Here is an 18,367-nt window from a genome sequence, read left to right on the forward strand (position 1 = left end):
GTTCATGCGATGTCGTCGAGTTCCAGGTCCAGCAGGTCGAACATCTCCTCGTCGGTGGCCGCTTCGAGGTCGTCGACGGTGCCGTGCGCCTCGGAGGAAGCGGACCAGTCGCGCAGCAGGGACTGCAGGCGCTCGGACACCGCGGCGCGGGCCTCCGCGTCGGAGCCGATCGCCGCCAGGGACGCTTCCAGCCGGTCCAGTTCGGCGAGGACGGGCCCGGCGGGCGAGCCGCCGTCGGGCAGCAGTTCGGCGTCGAGGCGGGCGGCGAGCGCGGCGGCCGTGGGGTGGTCGAAGACCAGCGTCACCGGCAGCCGGAGCCCGGTGGCCGCGCCCAGGCGGTTGCGCAGCTCCACCGCGGTGAGCGAGTCGAAGCCCAGCTCCTTGAACGCCCGGTCGGCCTCGACGGCGGTGGGGTTGGGGTGGCCGAGGACGACGGCGGCCAGCGACCTGACCAGGTCGAGCAGGACCCGCTGCCGGTCCTCGCCGCCCAGCGGGGCGAGGCGCCGCAGCAGGGCCTCGGAGTCGTCGTGGTCCTCGCCCTCCGGGCCCGGCGCGGCCGCGAGGGCCGCCCGGGCCTCCGGCAGGTCGCGCAGCAGGGGCAGCGGCCGGCCGGCGGCGAGCGCGGGCGCGAACCGTGCCCAGTCGAGGTCGGCGACCACCTGGCACGGCTCTCCGCCGCCCACCGCCTGGAGCAGCGCGTCGCCGGCGCGGTCGCCGGCCATGGGGGCCGCGCCGCGCCGCCGCAGCTGCTCGGCCACCGCCGCGTCGATCATGCCGCCGTCGGCGAGCGCGCTCCAGGCCACCGAGGTGGCGGCCAGCCCGTCGGCGTGGCGCTGGTGGGCGAGCGCGTCCAGGACGGCGTTCGCCGCGGCGTAGCTGCCCTGGCCGGCGGCGCCCACGGTGCCGGCGATGGAGGAGAAGAGCACGAACGCGGACAGGTCGCAGTCCTTGGTGAGTTCGTGCAGGTTCAGCGCCCCGGTCACCTTCGGCCGCAGGGTCCGGTCGGCCTCCTCGGCCGTCAGGGTGTCGAGGACGCCGTCGTCGAGGACGCCCGCGGCGTGCACCACGGCGGTCAGCGGCAGCTCGCGGGGCAGGGACTCCAGCAGGCCGGCGAGCGCGGCGCGGTCGGCGACGTCGCAGGCCGCGATCGTGACCCGGGCGCCGGACGCGGTGAGTTCGGCCTCCAGCTCCGCGGCGCCGGGTGCCGCGCTGCCGCGCCGGCCGACCAGCACCAGGTGCTCGGCGCCCTCCCGGGCGAGCCTACGGGCCACCGCGGCGCCCGCGCCGCCCGTCCCGCCGGTGATCAGGACGGTGCCGGTCGGCTGCCAGTCGGCCGAGGGGTCCGGCGCGGCGGCGCGCAGCAGACGGCGGGCGAACACGCCCGCGCCCCGCACCGCGAGCTGGTCCTCGGCCTCGTCGCCGCCCGTGCCGCGCCGATCGGCCAGCACGGCGGCCAGCCGGGCCACGGCCCGGTCGTCGAGGACGGCCGGCAGGTCGACCAGGCCGCCCCAGCGCTGCGGGGACTCCAGGCCGACCACCGCGCCCAGCCCCCAGACGGCCGCCTGGGCGGGGCTGTCGGGCCGGTCGTCGGCGCCGGTCGACACCGCGCCCCGGGTCGCCAGCCACAGCGGCGCCTCGATCCCGGTGTCGCCCAGCGCCTGGACCAGCGCCAGGGAGAGGGCGAGCCCGGCGGGGACGGACGGGGCACCGGGGCGGGGCGCCTCGTCGAGGGCGAGCAGCGAGAGCACCCCGGCGGGTGCCGTCGCGGTGTCCGCCAGCGCCGCGCCGATCAGCCCGGCCAGGGCGGCGCGGTCCGTGCCGGTGGCGACCTCGACGGGGACGAGGTCCGCGCCGAGCCCGGCGAGGCCGGTGAGCACGGCCGCGGCCGGCTGCTCCGCGGTGTGGCCCGCCGGGACGGCGACCAGCCAGGGGCCCGCGAGCGGCGCGCCGGCCGGCTCGGGGAGCGGCCGCCAGCCGATCCGGTACCGCCAGGAGTCCAGTGCCGCGCCGTCGGTCCGCCGGCGGCGCCACGCGGACAGCAGGGGCAGCGCCGAGCGCAGCGCGGCGGCCGTCCCGGCACCGGTGTCGGCGTCGGCGCTGGTGTCGGTGTCGGTGCCGAGCAGGGTGCCGGTGCCGAAGGTGGTGTCGCCGTCCAGGGTCGCGGCCAGCGCCGGGAGGTCCTCGCGCTCCACCGCCGCCCAGAAGGCGGCCTCCACCGGGTCGTGCGCGGTCGCGGACGCCGCGGCGGAGGTCTCCAGCCAGTAGTTCTGGTGCTGGAAGGGGTAGGTGGGCAGCTCCACGGCGCGGGTGCGGGGGCCGGGGTGGACGGCCGCCCAGTCGACCGCGGCCCCGCGCACGTAGGCCTGGGCCAGCGACAGCAGCATCCGGTCGGGGCCGCCCTCGTCGCGGCGCAGCGAACCCACGACGGCGGCCTCCGCGCCGACCGCCTCGATGGTCTCCTGCACGGCGAAGGACAGGACGGGGTGGGGGCTCACCTCGACCAGGATCCGGTGGCCCGCGGCCAGCATCCGGCGGGTGGCCTGCTCCAGGAGGACGGTCTCGCGCAGGTTCCGGGCCCAGTACTCGGCGTCCAGGGCGGAGGTGTCGATCGGCTCACCGGTGACCGTCGAGTAGAAGACCGTCTCGGACGAGCGGGGGGAGATCGGCGCGAGCAGCTCCAGCAGCCGGCCGTGGATCCGCTCCACCTGCCGCGAGTGCGAGGCGTAGTCGACGGGGATGATCCTCGCCCGGACGCCGTCGGACTCGCAGGACGCCAGCAGCTCGCGCAGCGCCCCGGGTTCGCCGGAGACCACCATCGAGCCGGGGCCGTTGACGGCGGCCAGTGACAGCCGCTCGCCCCACGGCTCCATCCGCGCGAGGAGCGCGTCCTGCGGCAGCGAGACGGACATCATCCCGCCGTCCCCGGACAGCGCCCGCAGCGCCTGGCTGCGCAGCGCCACCACCCGGGCGGCGTCCTCCAGCGACAGCGCGCCCGCCACGCACGCCGCGGCGATCTCGCCCTGGGAGTGGCCCGCCACGGCGGCGGGCTCCACGCCGTAGGAGCGCCACACGGCGGCGAGGGCCACCATGACCGAGAACAGCAGCGGCTGGACCACGTCCACGCGCTCGAAGGCCGGCGCGCCGGGGGCCTCGCGCAGGACGTCTTCGAGGGACCAGTCGACGAACGGGGCGAGGGCCTGCTCGCACTCGGCCAGGCGCTGGGCGAACACCGGGGAGGAGTCGAGGAGTTCGACGGCCATGCCGGCCCACTGAGAGCCCTGGCCGGGGAACAGGAAGACCGGCCGGGTGGTGTTCACCGCGACGCCCTCGGCCAGCCCCGGGGCGGCGGCCCCGGCGGCGAGCGCGTCCAGGCCGGCGCGGAAGTCCTCGCGGGTGCGGCCGACCAGGACCGCGCGGCGCTCGAACGCGGAGCGGGTGTGCGCCAGCGCGGCCCCGAGGTCGGCCGGCTCGTCCAGCGGACGGCGGTCCAGGTGCAGGCGCAGCTGCGCGGCGCGGGCCCGCAGCGCGGCCTCGGTGCGGCCGGACAGCGGCCAGGCCAGCGGGCCCGGGGCCGGGGCGCCGGCGGTGGCGGGTTCCGCGTCCTCCTCGGCCGGAGCCTGCTCCAGGATGACGTGCGCGTTGGTGCCGCTGACCCCGAACGCCGACACCGCGCCCCGGCGGGGGCGTCCCAGCTCCGGCCACGGCGCGGCCTCGCGCAGCAGCGAGACGGCGCCGGCGGACCAGTCCACGGCGGGCGAGGGCTCGTCGATGTGGAGGCTCGCGGGCAGGACGCCGTGGCGGATCGCCAGGACGGTCTTGATGATGCCGCCGACCCCGGCGGCCGCCTGGGTGTGGCCGATGTTGGACTTCAGCGAGCCGAGCCGCAGCGGCTGGTCGGCCGGCCGGCCCCGGCCGTAGGTGGCCAGCAGCGCCTGCGCCTCGATGGGATCGCCGAGCCGGGTGCCGGTGCCGTGCGCCTCCACCAGGTCGACGTCGGCCGCGGTCAGTTCGGCCGCGGCCAGCGCCTGCTGGATGACCCGCTGCTGGGCGGGGCCGTTGGGCGCGCTGAGGCCGTTGCTGGCGCCGTCCTGGTTGATCGCGCTGCCCCGCACGACGGCCAGCACCGGGTGCCCGTTGCGCCGCGCGTCCGACAGCCGCTCCAGCAGCACCATGCCCGCGCCCTCGCCCCAGCCGGTGCCGTCGGCGGCGGCGGCGAAGGCCTTGCAGCGGCCGTCGGGGGCCAGGCCGCGCTGGCGGCTGAACTCGACGAAGACGCCCGGGTTGGCCACGATCGCGGCGCCGCCCGCGAGGGCCAGCGAGCACTCGCCCCGGCGCAGCGACTGGACGGCCAGGTGGAGGGTCACCAGCGAGGACGAGCAGGCGGTGTCCAGGGTGATGGCGGGCCCCTCCAGCCCGAGGGTGTAGGAGATCCGGCCCGAGGCCACGCTGGTCACGTTGCCGATCAGCAGGTGGCCCTCGACGCTCGGGTCCGCCACCGCCGGATCGCCCCCGTACTGGAAGGAGGTCGCGCCGACGAAGACGCCCGCGTCCGCCCCCTTCAGCGACAGCGGGTCGATCCCGGCGCGTTCGACGGCCTCCCAGGAGACCTCCAGGAGCAGCCGGTGCTGCGGGTCCATCGCCAGCGCCTCGCGCGGCGAGATCCCGAAGAAGGCCGGGTCGAACCGGCCGGCGTCGTAGAGGAAGCCGCCCTGGCGGGTGTTGCAGGTGCCGGAGGTGGCCGGATCCGGGTCGTAGAGGCCGTCGAGGTCCCAGCCGCGGTCGGTGGGGAAAGCGGAGACCGCGTCCCGGCCCGCGGCGACCAGCTCCCACAGGTCCTCGGGCGAGCGCACCCCGCCCGGGAAGCGGCAGCCCATGCCCACGATCGCGATCGGCTCCCGCTCCCTGTCCTGCACCTCCTGGAGGCGCTGGCGGGTGCGGTGCAGGTCGGTGCTGACCCGCTTGAGGTAGTCGAGAAGCTTCTCTTCTTGCTCGTTGGCCATCAGGACGCCCCGAAGTCGTTGTCGATCAGCTTGAAGATCTCGTCGGCGGAAGCAGTCAGCAGCTGCTCCTCGACCGAGGCCGCGGCGCCGCCCTGCGGGGTGCCGCCGTTGCCGCCGGTGCTTTCGAGCCGTGCCACCAGGCCCTGCAGACGGCTGGTGAGCCGCTCGCGGACGCCGCTGTCCGCGGTGAGCTCCGCCAGCGCCTCCTCCCACCGGTCCAGGTCCTCCAGGACCGCGTCGGCCGTCATCGGCTGCGGCGGGAACAGCTCGGCCCGCAGGTACCGGGCGAGCGGAGCCGGGGCGGGGTAGTCGAAGATCAGCGTGGCGGGCAGCGACAGCCCGGTGGCGGCGTTCAGCCGGTTGCGCAGTTCGACGGCCGTGAGCGAGTCGAACCCCAGCTCCTTGAAGGCGCGGTCGTCGGAGATCGCGTCGGGGGAGGAGTGGCCGAGGACGGCCGCGGTGTGCGTCCGCACCAGGTCGGTCAGGATCCGCTCCCGCTCCGCGTCCGGCAGGGCGGCCAGGCCCTCGGTGACGCTGCCGGCGCTCTCCCGCACGGCGGCCTCCGGCTCCGATGCCGCCTCCAACGCCCGCCGGACCTCCGGCAGTTCGTCGATGAGCGGGCGGCGGCGGGCGGCGGTGAAGCCCGGCACGAACCGGTCCCAGCGCACGTCCGCGAGGACCAGCGTGGTCTCCTGGCGGGCCAGCGCCCCGTGCAGGGCCGCCACCGTGAGGTCCGGCGCCATCGGCGGCAGGCCCCGGCGGCTCAGGTGCTCCTCCACGCCCTCGCCCTCGATCATGCCCTTGTCCGCCCAGGGGCCCCAGGCCACCGAGGTGGCCGCCAGGCCGCGCGCCCGGCGCTTCTCGGCGAGCGCGTCCAGGAAGGAGTTGGCCGCGGCGTAGGCGCTCTGCCCGCCGCTGCCCCAGGCGGCGGCGACGGACGAGAAGAGCACGAACGCCTCCAGGCGGGGGCCGTCCAGGAGTTCGTCGAGGTGGACGGCCCCGGACACCTTGCCCTCGGCCATCGCCGCGAAGTCGGCCGCCGTGCTGTCGGCGACCTGCCGGAAGTGGACCACCCCGGCCGCGTGGAACACCGCGCGGACGGCGCGGCCCTCGGCCTCCAGGCCGTCCAGCAGCCCGGCCAGCGCCGCGCGGTCCGCGACGTCGCACGCGGCGACCGTCACCCGGGCGCCCAGGTCCCGCAGTTCGGCCGCGAGCTCCTCGGCCCCCGGCGCCGCGGAGCCGCGCCGGCTGGTGAGCACCAGGTGCTCGGCCCCGGTGCGGGCCAGCCAGCGGGCCACCTGGGCACCCAGACCGCCGGTGCCGCCGGTGATGAGGACGGTGCCGCCCGGCTGCCACTTGGCCTCGCCGGCCGGCGTGCCCAGCGGGGCGTGCACCAGCCGCCGGACGAAGACGCCCGCGGTGCGCACCGCCAGCTGGTCCTCGTCGCCCGCGGCGGCGAGGACCCCGGCCAGCCGGGCGGCGGCGCGCTCGTCGACGACGGCGGGCAGGTCGACCAGACCGCCCCAGCGCTCGGGGTGCTCCAGGCCGACCACGCGTCCCAGGCCCCAGGCGGTCGCCTGCTCGGGACGGTCGACGGGGTCCGTCGGGCTCACCGAGACGGCGGCGCGGGTCGCGAGCCAGAGGGGGCAGTGGACCTCCGCGTCCCCGAGCGCCTGCACCAGGGCGAGGTTCAGCGCCAGGCCGTGCGGCAGGACCGGGTGCCGCGGGTCCGGCCCGTCGGCGAAGGCGAGCAGGGACAGCACGCCCGCCGGCGCCTGGCCGGCCGCGGCCTCCCGCAGGCGTGCGGCGACCGCGCCGCGATCGTCCTCGGCCAGCTCGACGGTGACCGTCCGCGCTCCGCGCTCCTCCAAGGCACGAAGGACGGCGGCGTGGGCGTCGCCGCCGGCGTCCGGCGTGGTGGCCGCCGGAACGGCGACCAGCCAGGTGCCGGACAGGTTGCCGCGCGGCTCGGTGGCCAGCGGGTGCCAGGCGATCCGGTACCGCCACGCCTCCAGGGTGGCCCGGTCGTTCTGCCGGCGGTGCCAGGAGGACAGCAGGGGCACCATGTCGCTCAGCGGTGTGGCGGGGTCGACTTCGAGCATCGCCGCCAGCGCGTCCGGGTCCTGGTGCTCGACCGCCGCCCAGAACCGCCCGTCCGCGGAGGCGGACGGCGACGCGGACGCGCGGTCGTGCGCTCCGCCCGTCGGGGCGTCGGCCACGGCGGGCGTCGCGAACCAGTAGCGGTCGCGTTGGAAGGCGTAGGTGGGCAGGTCGACGCGGTGGGCGGTGGTGAAGAGGGTGTCCCAGTCGATGCTCAGGCCGGTGGTGTGGATGCGGCCGAGCGCGGTGATGGCGGATTCCTCCTCGGGGTGGTTCTTGCGGAGGAGGGGGATGAACTCGCCGTTCTCGACGCAGGTTTGGCCCATGGCGGTGAGGACGGCGTTGGGGCCGACCTCGATGTAGCGGGTGACGCCGCGGTTGTTGAGGGTGGTGATGCCGTTGTGGAAGCGGACGGCCTGGCGGACGTGGTGGACCCAGTACTCCGGCGAGCGGACGAGTTCCGGCTCGGCCACGTCACCGGTGACGTTGGAGATGAGGGCGATCTTCGGCTCGTGGTAGGTGAGTTGCTGGGCGATCTGCCGGAAGTCGTCCAGCATCGGTTCCATGAGGGGTGAGTGGAAGGCGTGGCTGACGCGCAGGCGGGTGGACTTCCAGCCGCCCGCTTCGACGATGGCCAGGACTGTTTCTTCGTCTCCGGAGAGGACGGTGGCGGTGGGGCCGTTGATCGCGGCGATGGAGACGCGGTCCTCGTGGCCTGCCAGGTGGGGGAGGACGTCGTCCTCGGAGGCGATGACGGAGATCATGGCGCCGCCGGTGGGCAGGGCCTGCATCAGGCGTCCGCGCGCGGCGACCAGGGCGCATGCGTCCTGGAGTGACCAGACGCCCGCGACATATGCGGCGGCGAGTTCGCCGACGGAGTGGCCGACGAGGAAGTCGGCTTGCACGCCCCAGGATTCGACGAGGCGGTAGAGCGCGACCTCGATTGCGAACAGGGCGACCTGCGCGTAGCCGGTGCCCTCCAGCGCGGTGGCGTCGGAGGAGATGACGTCGCGCAGCGGACGGTCGAGGTGCCCGTCGACGGTGGCGCAGACCTCGTCGAAGGCGGCGGCGAACACGGGGAACGCCGCGTACAACTCCTGGCCCATGCCGACGCGTTGTGCGCCTTGTCCGGTGAACAGGAACGCCGTCAGGCCGTCGGTGACCTGGGTGCCGGTCACGTCCTCCAGGGCGCTCAGCAGTTCCTCGCGATTGCGTCCGACCACCACGGCGCGGTGCTCGAAGGCGGTGCGGCCGGTCGCGAGCGAGTAGCCCACGTCGACCGGCGACAGCTCCGGCGAGGCCGCCACGTACTCGCGCAACTGCTCCACCTGGGCGCGCAGCGCCGCCGCCGTCTTGCCGGACACCACCCACGGCACCACGGAATCGACACCGTGGGGCACGACCTGCGCGGAGGGCTCATCGGCGGCGTCCGGCGCCTGCTCGACGATGGCGTGCGCGTTGGTGCCGCTGATGCCGAAGGCCGAGACGCCGGCGCGGCGCGGGGCGCCGGTCTGCGGCCAGGGTCGGGCCTCGGTGAGCAGTTCGACCGCACCGGCCGACCAGTCGACGTGCGGCGAGGGCTCGTTGACGTGCAGGGTCGCGGGCAGCACGCCGTGCCGCAGTGCCATCACCATCTTGATGACGCCCGCGACACCGGAGGCGGCCTGGGTGTGGCCGATGTTGGACTTCAGCGCCCCCAGCCACAGCGGCCGGTCGTCCGACCGTCCCTGGCCGTAGGTGGCCAGCAGGGCGCCGGCCTCGATCGGGTCGCCCAGTGTCGTCCCGGTGCCGTGGGCCTCCACCGCGTCGACCTGCTCGGGCCGCAGCCCGGCGTTCGCGAGCGCGGCCCGGATCACCCGCTGCTGGGCGGGGCCGTTGGGCGCGCTGAGGCCGTTGCTGGCGCCGTCCTGGTTGATCGCGCTGCCCCGCAGGACGGCGAGCACCTGGTGGCCGTTGCGCCGCGCGTCGGACAGCCGCTCCAGCAGCACCATTCCGGCGCCCTCGGACCAGCTGGTCCCGTCGGCGGCCGCCGAGAACGCCTTGGAACGGCTGTCGCGCGCCAGTCCGCGCTGCCGGCTGAACTCGATGAACAGGCTGGGGGTGGACATCACGGTGACACCGCCGGCCAGCGCCATCGAGCACTCGCCCCGCCGCAGCGACTGCGCGGCCAGGTGCAGCGCCACCAGCGAGGACGAGCAGGCCGTGTCCACCGTCACCGCCGGACCCTCCAGGCCCATCGCGTAGGCGATGCGGCCGGAGACCACGCTGGCGGCCTTGCCGGTCAGCAGGTAGCCCTCCAGGTCCTCGGGCAGCTGCCGCAGGTGCGAGGCGTAGTCCTGCCCGTTGGTGCCGATGAACACGCCCGTCGGCGTCCCGCGCCGCCCGGCGGGGTCGAGGCCCGCGCGCTCCACGACCTCCCACGAGGTCTCCAGCAGCAGCCGCTGCTGCGGGTCCATCGCCAGCGCCTCACGCGGCGAGATGCCGAAGAACTCCGGGTCGAAGTCGTAGGCGTCGTAGAGGAATCCGCCCTCCTTCGCGTAGGTCTTGCCGCGCTGGTCCGGGTTGGGGTCGTAGAGGTCCTCGACGTTCCAGTTCCGGTCCGTGGGGAAGGTGGAGATCACGTCGCCGCCGTCGGCCACCAGCCGCCACAGGTCCTCCGGGCTGCGCACGCCGCCGGGCAGGCGGCAGCTCATCGCGACGATGGCGATCGGGTCGTCGTCCGCGGCGGCCGCCGTGCCCGCCGCCACCGGAGCGGCCGCGGTGCCGGACTCCCCGAGTGCCGCCGTGCGGATGTGCGCGGAGAGCGTCTCGGGGGTCGGGTAGTCGAAGAGCAGGCTGGTCGGCAGCCGCAGCCCGGTGGCCGTGTTCAGCCGGTTGCGCAGTTCCACCGCGGTCAGCGAGTCGAAGCCGACCTCGCGGAACGCCCGGGCCGGGGCGATCGCGTCCGGGGATCCGTGGCCGAGGACGGCCGCGGCGTGGGAGCGCACCAGGTCCAGCAGGAACCGGTCGCGCTCCGGCCCGGGCAGTCCCGCCAGCCGCTGGGCCAGCGAGGAGGCGCCGGTGTCGGCGAGGCCCTGCGCCGCCCGCCGGTTCGGCGTCCGGACCAGGCCGCGGAACAGGTGGGGCACCGGCCGGGTGTCGGCCTGGGCCCGCAGCGCCGCCAGGTCCGTGCGGGCCGGGACGAGCGCGGCGTCGCCGAGCGCGAGGGCGGTGTCGAACAGGGCCATGCCCTCCGCTGAAGGCATGGCGGCGATGCCGGACCGGGCCATCCGCTGCACGTCGGTGTCGTCCAGGTGGACGCTCATGGTGCTGCGCTCGGCCCACAGGCCCCAGGCCAGCGACTGGCCGGCCAGGCCGGCGGCCCGGCGGCGGCGGGCCAGGGCGTCGAGGAACGCGTTGGCCGCGGCGTAGTTGGCCTGTCCGGCGCCGCCGATGGTGGCGACGACGGAGGAGTACAGCACGAAGGCGGTCAGGTCCAGGCCGGCGGTCAGCTCGTGCAGGTTCGCCGCCGCGTCGACCTTGGGCCGCAGGACGGCGTCGACCCGCTCGGGGGTGAGGGCCGCGACGACGCCGTCGTCCAGCACACCGGCCGTGTGGATCACCGCGGTCAGCGGGTGTGCGGCGGGCACGCGGGCCAGCAGGCCGGCGAGCGCCGCGCGGTCCGCGACGTCGCAGGCGGCCACCGTCACCGAGGCGCCGGCGGCGGCCAGTTCGGACCGCAGCTCCTCCGCACCCGCGGCGTCGAGGCCGCGGCGGCTGGTCAGCAGCAGGTGCCGCACGCCGTACCCGGCCACCAGGTGGCGGGCCGCGAGGGCGCCCAGCGTCCCGGTGCCGCCGGTGATCAGCACGGTGCCGTCCGGGTCGAACGACGGCGGGACGGCCGGGGCGTCGGCCGGAACCCGGGTGAGCCGGGGAACGAGCACGGCGCCGTCGCGGACGGCGAGCTGGGGCTCGCCGGAGGCCAGCGCGGCCGGAAGCGCGCGCAGCGACTCCGGGGCCGCGTCGACGTCCACCAGCACGAACCGGTCCGGCTCCTCGGTCTGCGCCGAGCGGACCAGCCCCCACAGCGCGGCGTGGGCCGGGTCGGGCACGTCCTCGTCGGGGGCGGCCGCGACGGCGCCCCGGGTCACGAACACCAGCCGGGAGGAGGCGAACCGCTCGTCGGAGAGCCAGCGCTGGGCGAGCGCCAGGGCCCGGTGGGTGACCTCCCGGACGGCGTCCGCGGTGTCCGCGGCGGTGTCGTGCGGCGTCGTGCAGGCGACCAGGACGGCGTCCGGTGCCTCGGCCGGGTCCGCGTCGAGGTCGAAGGCCGGGAGGTTGAGGCCGCTCCGCAGGGCGAGGCCGTCGTCCCCGAGGACCGCCCACCGGCGGGATCCCGGGGATCCGGCGCCGCGTACCGGGCTCCACGTCACGCGCAGCAGCGACCGGTGGAACGCGGGGCGGCCGCCCCGGATCTCCTCGGGGCGCGTCGTGCGCAGTGCCACCTCGCCGATCGCCGCGACGGGCCGGCCGGTCGGGTCGGCGAGCGCGACGGACATCCCGTCGGGTCCGGTGGGGGTCAGCCGCACGCGCAGGGCGGACGCACCGGTCGCGTGGAGCGCGACGTCCTTCCAGGCGAACGCCAGCCGGGCGTCGTGCTCCGCGCCCTCGGCACCGCCCTCGCCGTTCATCGCGTCCGCCGCGCCCAGGGCGGCCTCCAGCAGCGCCGGGTGCAGGCCGAAGAGCGCGGCCTCGCCCGCGGTGTCCTCGGTCAGGGCGACCTCGGCGTACACCTCGTCGCCGAGCCGCCACAGGGCGGTGATCCCGTCCGCCCCGGCGCCCTCCGCGGGGACGGCGCCGGCCGGCGGCCAGTCCGCCAGGTCGAACGGCTCGGCCGGGCCGCCGGCGGCCGCGAGGAGGCCGGTGGCGTGCCGCTGCCACGGCCGGTCCGCCTCGGCCGGTTCCTCCTCGGCCCGCTCGGGCCGCGCGAACACCTCGAAGGTCCGCCGGTCGTCCTCGGCCGCGCCGAGGCGGACCTGGATCACCACCGCGCCCTGGGCGGGGAGGGCCAGCGGCGTCTCGACGACCAGCTCCTCGATCCGCTCGTACCCGAGGCGGTCCCCCGCGCGGACGGCGAGCTCGACGAAGGCGCCGCCCGGCAGCACCGGGGTGCCCAGCGCCGTGTGGTGGGCGAGCCAGGGGTGCGTCTGCACGGACAGGCGGCCGGTGAACAGGTGGGCGTCCGATCCGGCCAGGGCGACCGCGGCGCCGAGCAGCGGGTGGTCGGCCGGGTCCAGGCCCACCGACGACACGTCACCGCTCGCGGCGGGCCGGGAGAGCCAGTACAGCTCGCGCTGGAAGGCGTAGGTCGGCAGCTCCACCCGCCGCGCGCCGTGCCCGGCGAAGACCGCCGCCCAGTCGGGTTCGATCCCCTGGACCTGGGCCTGCGCGAGGGAGGCGACGAAGCGCCGCGCTCCGCCCTCCTCCCGGCGCAGCGTGCCGACGGTGGCGATCCCGGTGCCGGCCTCCTCGGCGATCTCCTGGAGCGCCGTCAGCAGCACCGGGTGCGGGCTGCACTCGACGAACCCGGTGAAGCCCGCGGCCAGCAGCGTCCGCGCGGCCTGCTCGAAGTCGACCGTGTCGCGGATGTTCCGGTACCAGTACCGGGTGTCCAGCTCGCGGGTGTCCAACCGCTCGCCGGTCACGGTGGAGAAGAACGGGACGGCGGAGGCCGTCGGCGCCACCGTCCGCAGCCCCTCCAGCATGCGGTCGCGCAGGACGTCCACCTGGGCGGAGTGGCCGGCGGTGTCGACGCCGCGGATCCGGCGGGCCTGCACCCCTTCGGCCTCCAGCGCGGCCTGCAGCTCGTCGAGTGCCCCGGGGTCGCCGGAGACGGTCACGAACCTCGGGCCGTTGACGGCGGCGATCGACAGCCGGTCGGACCAGCGGGCGATGCGCTCGCGGGCCTCGTCGGCGGGCAGGGAGACGGCCGTCATGCCGCCCTTCCCGGTGAGCTCCGACCACAGCAGGCTGCGCAGCGCCACGATGCGGGCCGCGTCCTCCAGCGACAGTCCGCCGGCGACGTGGGCCGCGGCGATCTCGCCCTGGGAGTGCCCGACCACGGCCGCGGGCTCGATCCCGTACGACCGCCACACGGCCGCCAGCGAGACCATCACCGCGAACAGCGTCGGCTGGATCACGTCGATGCGGTCCAGCGAGGGCGCGTCCGGCTCGCCGCGCAGGACGTCGAGCAGCGACCAGTCGACGAACGGCCGGAACGCTTCCGCGCAGGCCTGCAGCCGCTCGGCGAAGACCGGGGAGTCGCGCCACAGCTCCTGCGCCATGCCGAGCCACTGTGAGCCCTGGCCGGGGAAGACGAAGACGACCTTGCGCCGGTCGCCGCCCGTGCCCTGCACCAGGTCGGGCGTGGTCGCGCCGTCCGCCAGGGCGTCGAGCCCCTGGAGGAAGCCCGCGCGGTCCTCCGCGACGATCGCGGCGCGGTGGGCGAAGGCGGTGCGGGTGGTGGCGAGGGAGTACCCGAGGTCGGCGAGCCCGGTGCCGGGGTGGGCCGTGAGGTGCGCGCGCAGCCGCTCGGCCTGCGCGCGCAGCGCCCGGTCCGTGCGGCCGGAGAGCGTCCACGGGAGCGGGGCGGGGAGGACGTCGTCGGACGGCGTGCGCTCGGGCGGGGCGTCGGCCTTCTGCGGGGCGTCGGTCTCCTGCGGGGCGTCCTGCGGGGCCTGCTCGATGATGGCGTGGGCGTTGGTGCCACTGATCCCGAAGGAGGAGACGCCGGCCCGGCGCGGGGCGCCGGTCTCCGGCCAGGGCCGGGCCTCGGTCAGCAGCTCGACCGCGCCCGCCTCCCAGTCCACGTGCGGGGACGGCTCGTCGACGTGCAGGGTCTGCGGCAGCAGGCCGTGGCGGATGGCCATCACCATCTTGATGACCCCGGCCACCCCGGCCGCCGCCTGCGGGTGGGCGAAGTTGGACTTCAGCGAGCCGAGCCACAGCGGCTGCCCGTCGGCCCGATCCTGGCCGTAGGTCGCGAGCAGCGCCCCCGCCTCGATCGGGTCGCCGAGGGCGGTGCCCGTTCCGTGCGCCTCGACGGCGTCCACGTCCCGGGTGGACAGGCCCGCGTCCGCGAGCGCCGCCCGGATCACCCGCTGCTGCGAAGGGCCGTGCGGGGCAGTCAGGCCGTTGCTCGCACCGTCCTGGTTGACGGCGCTGCCGCGGACCACGGCCAGCACCTGGTGGCCGTTGCGCCGGGCGTCGGAGAGCCGCTCCAGCAGGATCATGCCGGCGCCTTCGCCCCAGCCGGTGCCGTCCGCCTGCGCGGAGAAGGCCTTGCAGCGGCCGTCGGCGGAGAGCGCCTTCTGCCGGCTCAGTTCGACGAAGATGCCGGGGCTGGACATCACGGTGACACCGCCGGCCAGCGCCAGGGAGCACTCGCCCCGGCGCAGCGACTGGACGGCCAGGTGGATGGCCATCAGGGAGGCCGAGCACGCGGTGTCCACCGAGACGGCCGGGCCTTCGAGGCCGAGGGTGTAGGAGATCCGGCCGGAGATGACGCTGGTGGTGCTGCCGGTCAGCAGGTAGCCCTCGTACCCCTCCGACGGCTCCTCCATCCGGGGCCCGTAGTCCTGGGGCATGGCGCCGACGAACACCCCGCAGCGGCTGCCCTTCAGCGACGCGGGCCGGATGCCCGCGCGCTCCAGGGCCTCCCAGGAGGTCTCCAGCAACAGCCGCTGCTGGGGGTCCATGGCCTGGGCCTCGCGGGGGCTGATGCCGAAGAAGGCCGGGTCGAACCAGCCCGCGTCGTGCAGGAACCCGCCCTCCCGGACGTAGCTCTTGCCCTGCTTGGCGGGGTCGGGGTCGTACAGGTCCGCGAGGTCCCAGCCGCGCTCGGTGGGGAAGCCCGCCACGACGTCCCGGCCGGCGGCGACCACCTCCCACAGGTCCTCGGGAGTCCGCACGCCTCCCGGGAGGCGGCAGCTCATCGACACGATCGCGATCGGGTCGTGGTCGTCACCCTCCTCGGCGGACGGCCGGGGCGCCGCGGGGAGGGCGGCGACGCGGCCCCCCGTGTCGAGGTCCCGCGCGTCGAGGGCCGCGGCGGAGGTGCGGATGTGCCGGGCCAGGGCGGCGGGCGTGGGGTGGTCGAAGAGGACCGTGCCGGGCAGCCGGAGCCCGGCGGCGGCGTTCAGCTGGTTGCGCAGTTCGACCGAGCTGATCGAGTCGAAGCCCAGTTCCTTGAACGCCAGGCCGATGTCGATCGCCTCGGGGGCGGCGTGGCCGAGGACGAACGCGGCGTGCTTGCGGACGAGTTCCTCGGCGGCCTCCTGCTGCTCGGCCTCGTCGGCGAGGGCGGCCAGGCGGTCGCGCCAGGTGGACGGCTCCTCGGCAGCGACGGCGTCGAACTCGGGGATCGGGGTGTCGAGCCAGTAGCGGTCGCGTTGGAAGGCGTAGGTGGGCAGGTCGACGCGGTGGGCGGTGGTGAAGATGGTGTCCCAGTCGATGCTCAGGCCGGTGGTGTGGATGCGGCCGAGCGCGGTGATGGCGGATTCTTCCTCGGGGTGGTTCTTGCGGAGGAGGGGGATGAACTCGCCGTTCTCGACGCAGGATTGGCCCATGGCGGTGAGGACGGCGTTGGGGCCGACCTCGATGTAGCGGGTGACGCCGCGGTTGTTGAGGGTGGTGATGCCGTCGTGGAAGCGGACGGATGCGCGGACGTGGCGGACCCAGTAGTCGGGTGAGCGGACGAGTTCCGGCGAGGCCAGGTCACCCGTGACGTTGGAGATGAAGGCGATCTTCGGCTCGTGGTACGTGAGTTGCTGGGCGATCTGGCGGAAGTCTTCCAGCATCGGTTCCATGAGGGGCGAGTGGAAGGCGTGGCTGACGCGCAGGCGGGTGGACTTCCAGCCGCCTGCCTCGACGATGGCCAGGACTGTTTCTTCGTCTCCGGAGAGGACGGTGGCGGTGGGGCCGTTGAGGGCGGCGATGGAGACGCGGTCCTCGTGTCCGGCCAGGTGGGGCAGGACGTCGTCCTCGGAGGCGATGACGGAGATCATGGCGCCGCCGGTGGGCAGGGCCTGCATCAGGCGGCCGCGCGCGGCGACCAGGGCGCATGCGTCCTGGAGTGACCAGACGCCCGCGACGTGGGCGGCGGCGAGTTCGCCGACGGAGTGGCCGACGAGGAAGTCGGCGCGCACGCCCCAGGATTCGACGAGGCGGTAGAGCGCGACCTCGATCGCGAACAGGGCGACCTGCGCGTAGCCGGTGCCCTCCAGCGCGGTGGCGTCGGAGGAGATGACCTCGCGCAGCGGACGGTCGAGGTGCCCGTCGACGGCGGCGCAGACCTCGTCGAAGGCGGCGGCGAACACCGGGAACGCCGCGTACAACTCCCGGCCCATGCCGACCCGCTGCGCGCCCTGACCGGTGAACAGGAACGCCGTCCGGCCGTCGGTCACCGGGGTGGCGGTCACGTCCTCCAGGGCGCTCAGCAGTTCCTCGCGGTTGCGCCCGACCACCACGGCGCGGTGCTCGAAGGCGGTGCGGCCGGTCGCCAGCGAGTAGCCCACGTCGACGGGGGACAGCTCCGGCGAGGCCGCCACGTGCTCACGCAGCCGCTCGGCCTGGGCGCGCAGCGCCGCCGCCGACCTGCCGGACACCACCCACGGCACCACGGAACCGTTCCCCGGTGCCGCGGAGGGCTGCGCGGCGTCCGACCAACTGGACAGCACCACATGGCAGTTGCTGCCGCCCATGCCGAACGAGCTGACGCCGGCGATCAGCGGGCCGCCGTCGGTGCGGTTCCACGCCTCGCGCTCGGTCTGGACGCGGAGGTTCAACGCGTCGAGCGCGATGGCGGGGTTGGGCGTCTCGAAGTTGAGGCTCGGCGGGAGTTCCGCGTGGTGGAGGGAGAGGACGGCCTTCAGCAGGCCGGTGATGCCGGCCGCGCCCTCCAGGTGGCCGATGTTGGTCTTGGCGGAGCCGACCCGCAGCGGGCCGTCGGCGGGCCGGGCCGCGCCCAGCACCGCGCCGAGGGCCGCCGCCTCGATCGGGTCGCCGACCCGGGTGCCGGTGCCGTGCAGCTCCACGTACTGCACCTCGGCGGGGTCGACTCCGGAGCGCCGGTAGGCCTCGCGCAGGACCTCCTCCTGGCCGGCCCGGTCGGGCGTGGTCAGGCTGAGGCCGCCGCCGTCGTTGTTCGTCGCGGAGCCGTGGATCAGGCAGTAGACCCGGTCGCCGTCGGCGACCGCGCGGGAGAGCGGCTTGAGGACGACGAGGGCGCCGCCCTCGCCCCGGACGTAGCCGTTGGCCCGGGCGTCGAAGGTGTGGCACCGGCCGTCGGGGGAGAGGGCGCCGAACTTCGAGGCGCCGGCGAAGCTCTCGGGGGCGAGGTTGAGGTTGACACCGCCGGCCAGCGCGATGTGCGACTCTCCGCGCCGAAGGCTTTCGCAGGCCAGGTGGACGGCGACCAGGGACGAGGACTGGCCGGTGTCCACGACCAGGCTGGGGCCGCGCAGTCCGAGGGTGTGGGAGAGGCGGTTGGCGATGATGCCGCGCTGCAGTCCGGTCAGCGAGTGCTGGGTGAGGGCGGGCAGGCCCAACTGGCGCTGGAGGGCCGCGTAGTCGTCCGCGATGGCTCCGACGAAGACGCCGGTGCGGCTGCCCGTCAGGGAGGCGGGGACGGTGCCCGCGTCCTCCAGTCCCTCCCAGCCCAGTTCGAGTACGAGCCGCTGCTGCGGGTCCATGGCGACGGCTTCGCGCGGCGATATCCCGAAGAACCCCGGGTCGAACCGGTCGATCTGCCCGATGAATCCGCCCCGGCCGGTTTCCGGGTCGGATCCGCCGATGCCGGAACGTTCACCGGGTATTCCGGTGATGGCGTCGACGCCGTCGCGCAGAAGTCCCCAGAATTCATCCGGATTTGTCGCGCGCGGAAGGCGGCAGGCCAATCCGACGACGGCGATCGGATCGTTGTGCATCTCGGTGTTCCCAGACATCGCGACTCGGATCGCCTCTCCACAGGAAAATCAAATGCGGAAGAAAGATCGGGCAGTTGGATCTACCGGGAGGCTATCGCGCGAAGTAGGGGCAGGCCATCCCCTAGTTTCCCGGTGGCGACCCCTACCGTATTTCGCATCATTTCGGGAGCGTTGCCGGAAGCCCCCGCCGCCCGATGTCCTCCGTGTGCCATCGAATGGTTGCGGCCCGAATGACCGGTGCCGACGCATTCAAATTATCAACGCGGGCGGTGGGGGAGAGCCTTGCGGAACGTTGTAGGGGTC

General features: G+C 75.4%; 2 protein-coding genes. Both read right to left on the reverse strand.

Annotation, left to right across the window (positions count from 1 at the left end; genetic code table 11):
- Window positions 1–2: 2 nt before the first annotated feature.
- A complete protein-coding gene (locus tag ACFC0B_RS00935) occupies window positions 3–5,003 on the reverse strand; it encodes a type I polyketide synthase (RefSeq protein ID WP_376082317.1) in 5,001 nt (1,666 codons plus the stop codon).
- Window positions 5,000–18,064 (reverse strand): type I polyketide synthase, encoded by a 13,065-nt coding sequence (locus ACFC0B_RS00940; RefSeq protein WP_376080298.1) that lies wholly within the window; start codon window positions 18,062–18,064, stop codon window positions 5,000–5,002. The genes ACFC0B_RS00935 and ACFC0B_RS00940 overlap by 4 nt, the downstream gene beginning before the upstream one ends.
- Between the last annotated feature and the right edge of the window lie 303 nt (window positions 18,065–18,367).

This window comes from Kitasatospora sp. NPDC056184, from assembly GCF_042268405.1.
In the GTDB taxonomy this organism is placed as follows: domain Bacteria; phylum Actinomycetota; class Actinomycetes; order Streptomycetales; family Streptomycetaceae; genus Kitasatospora.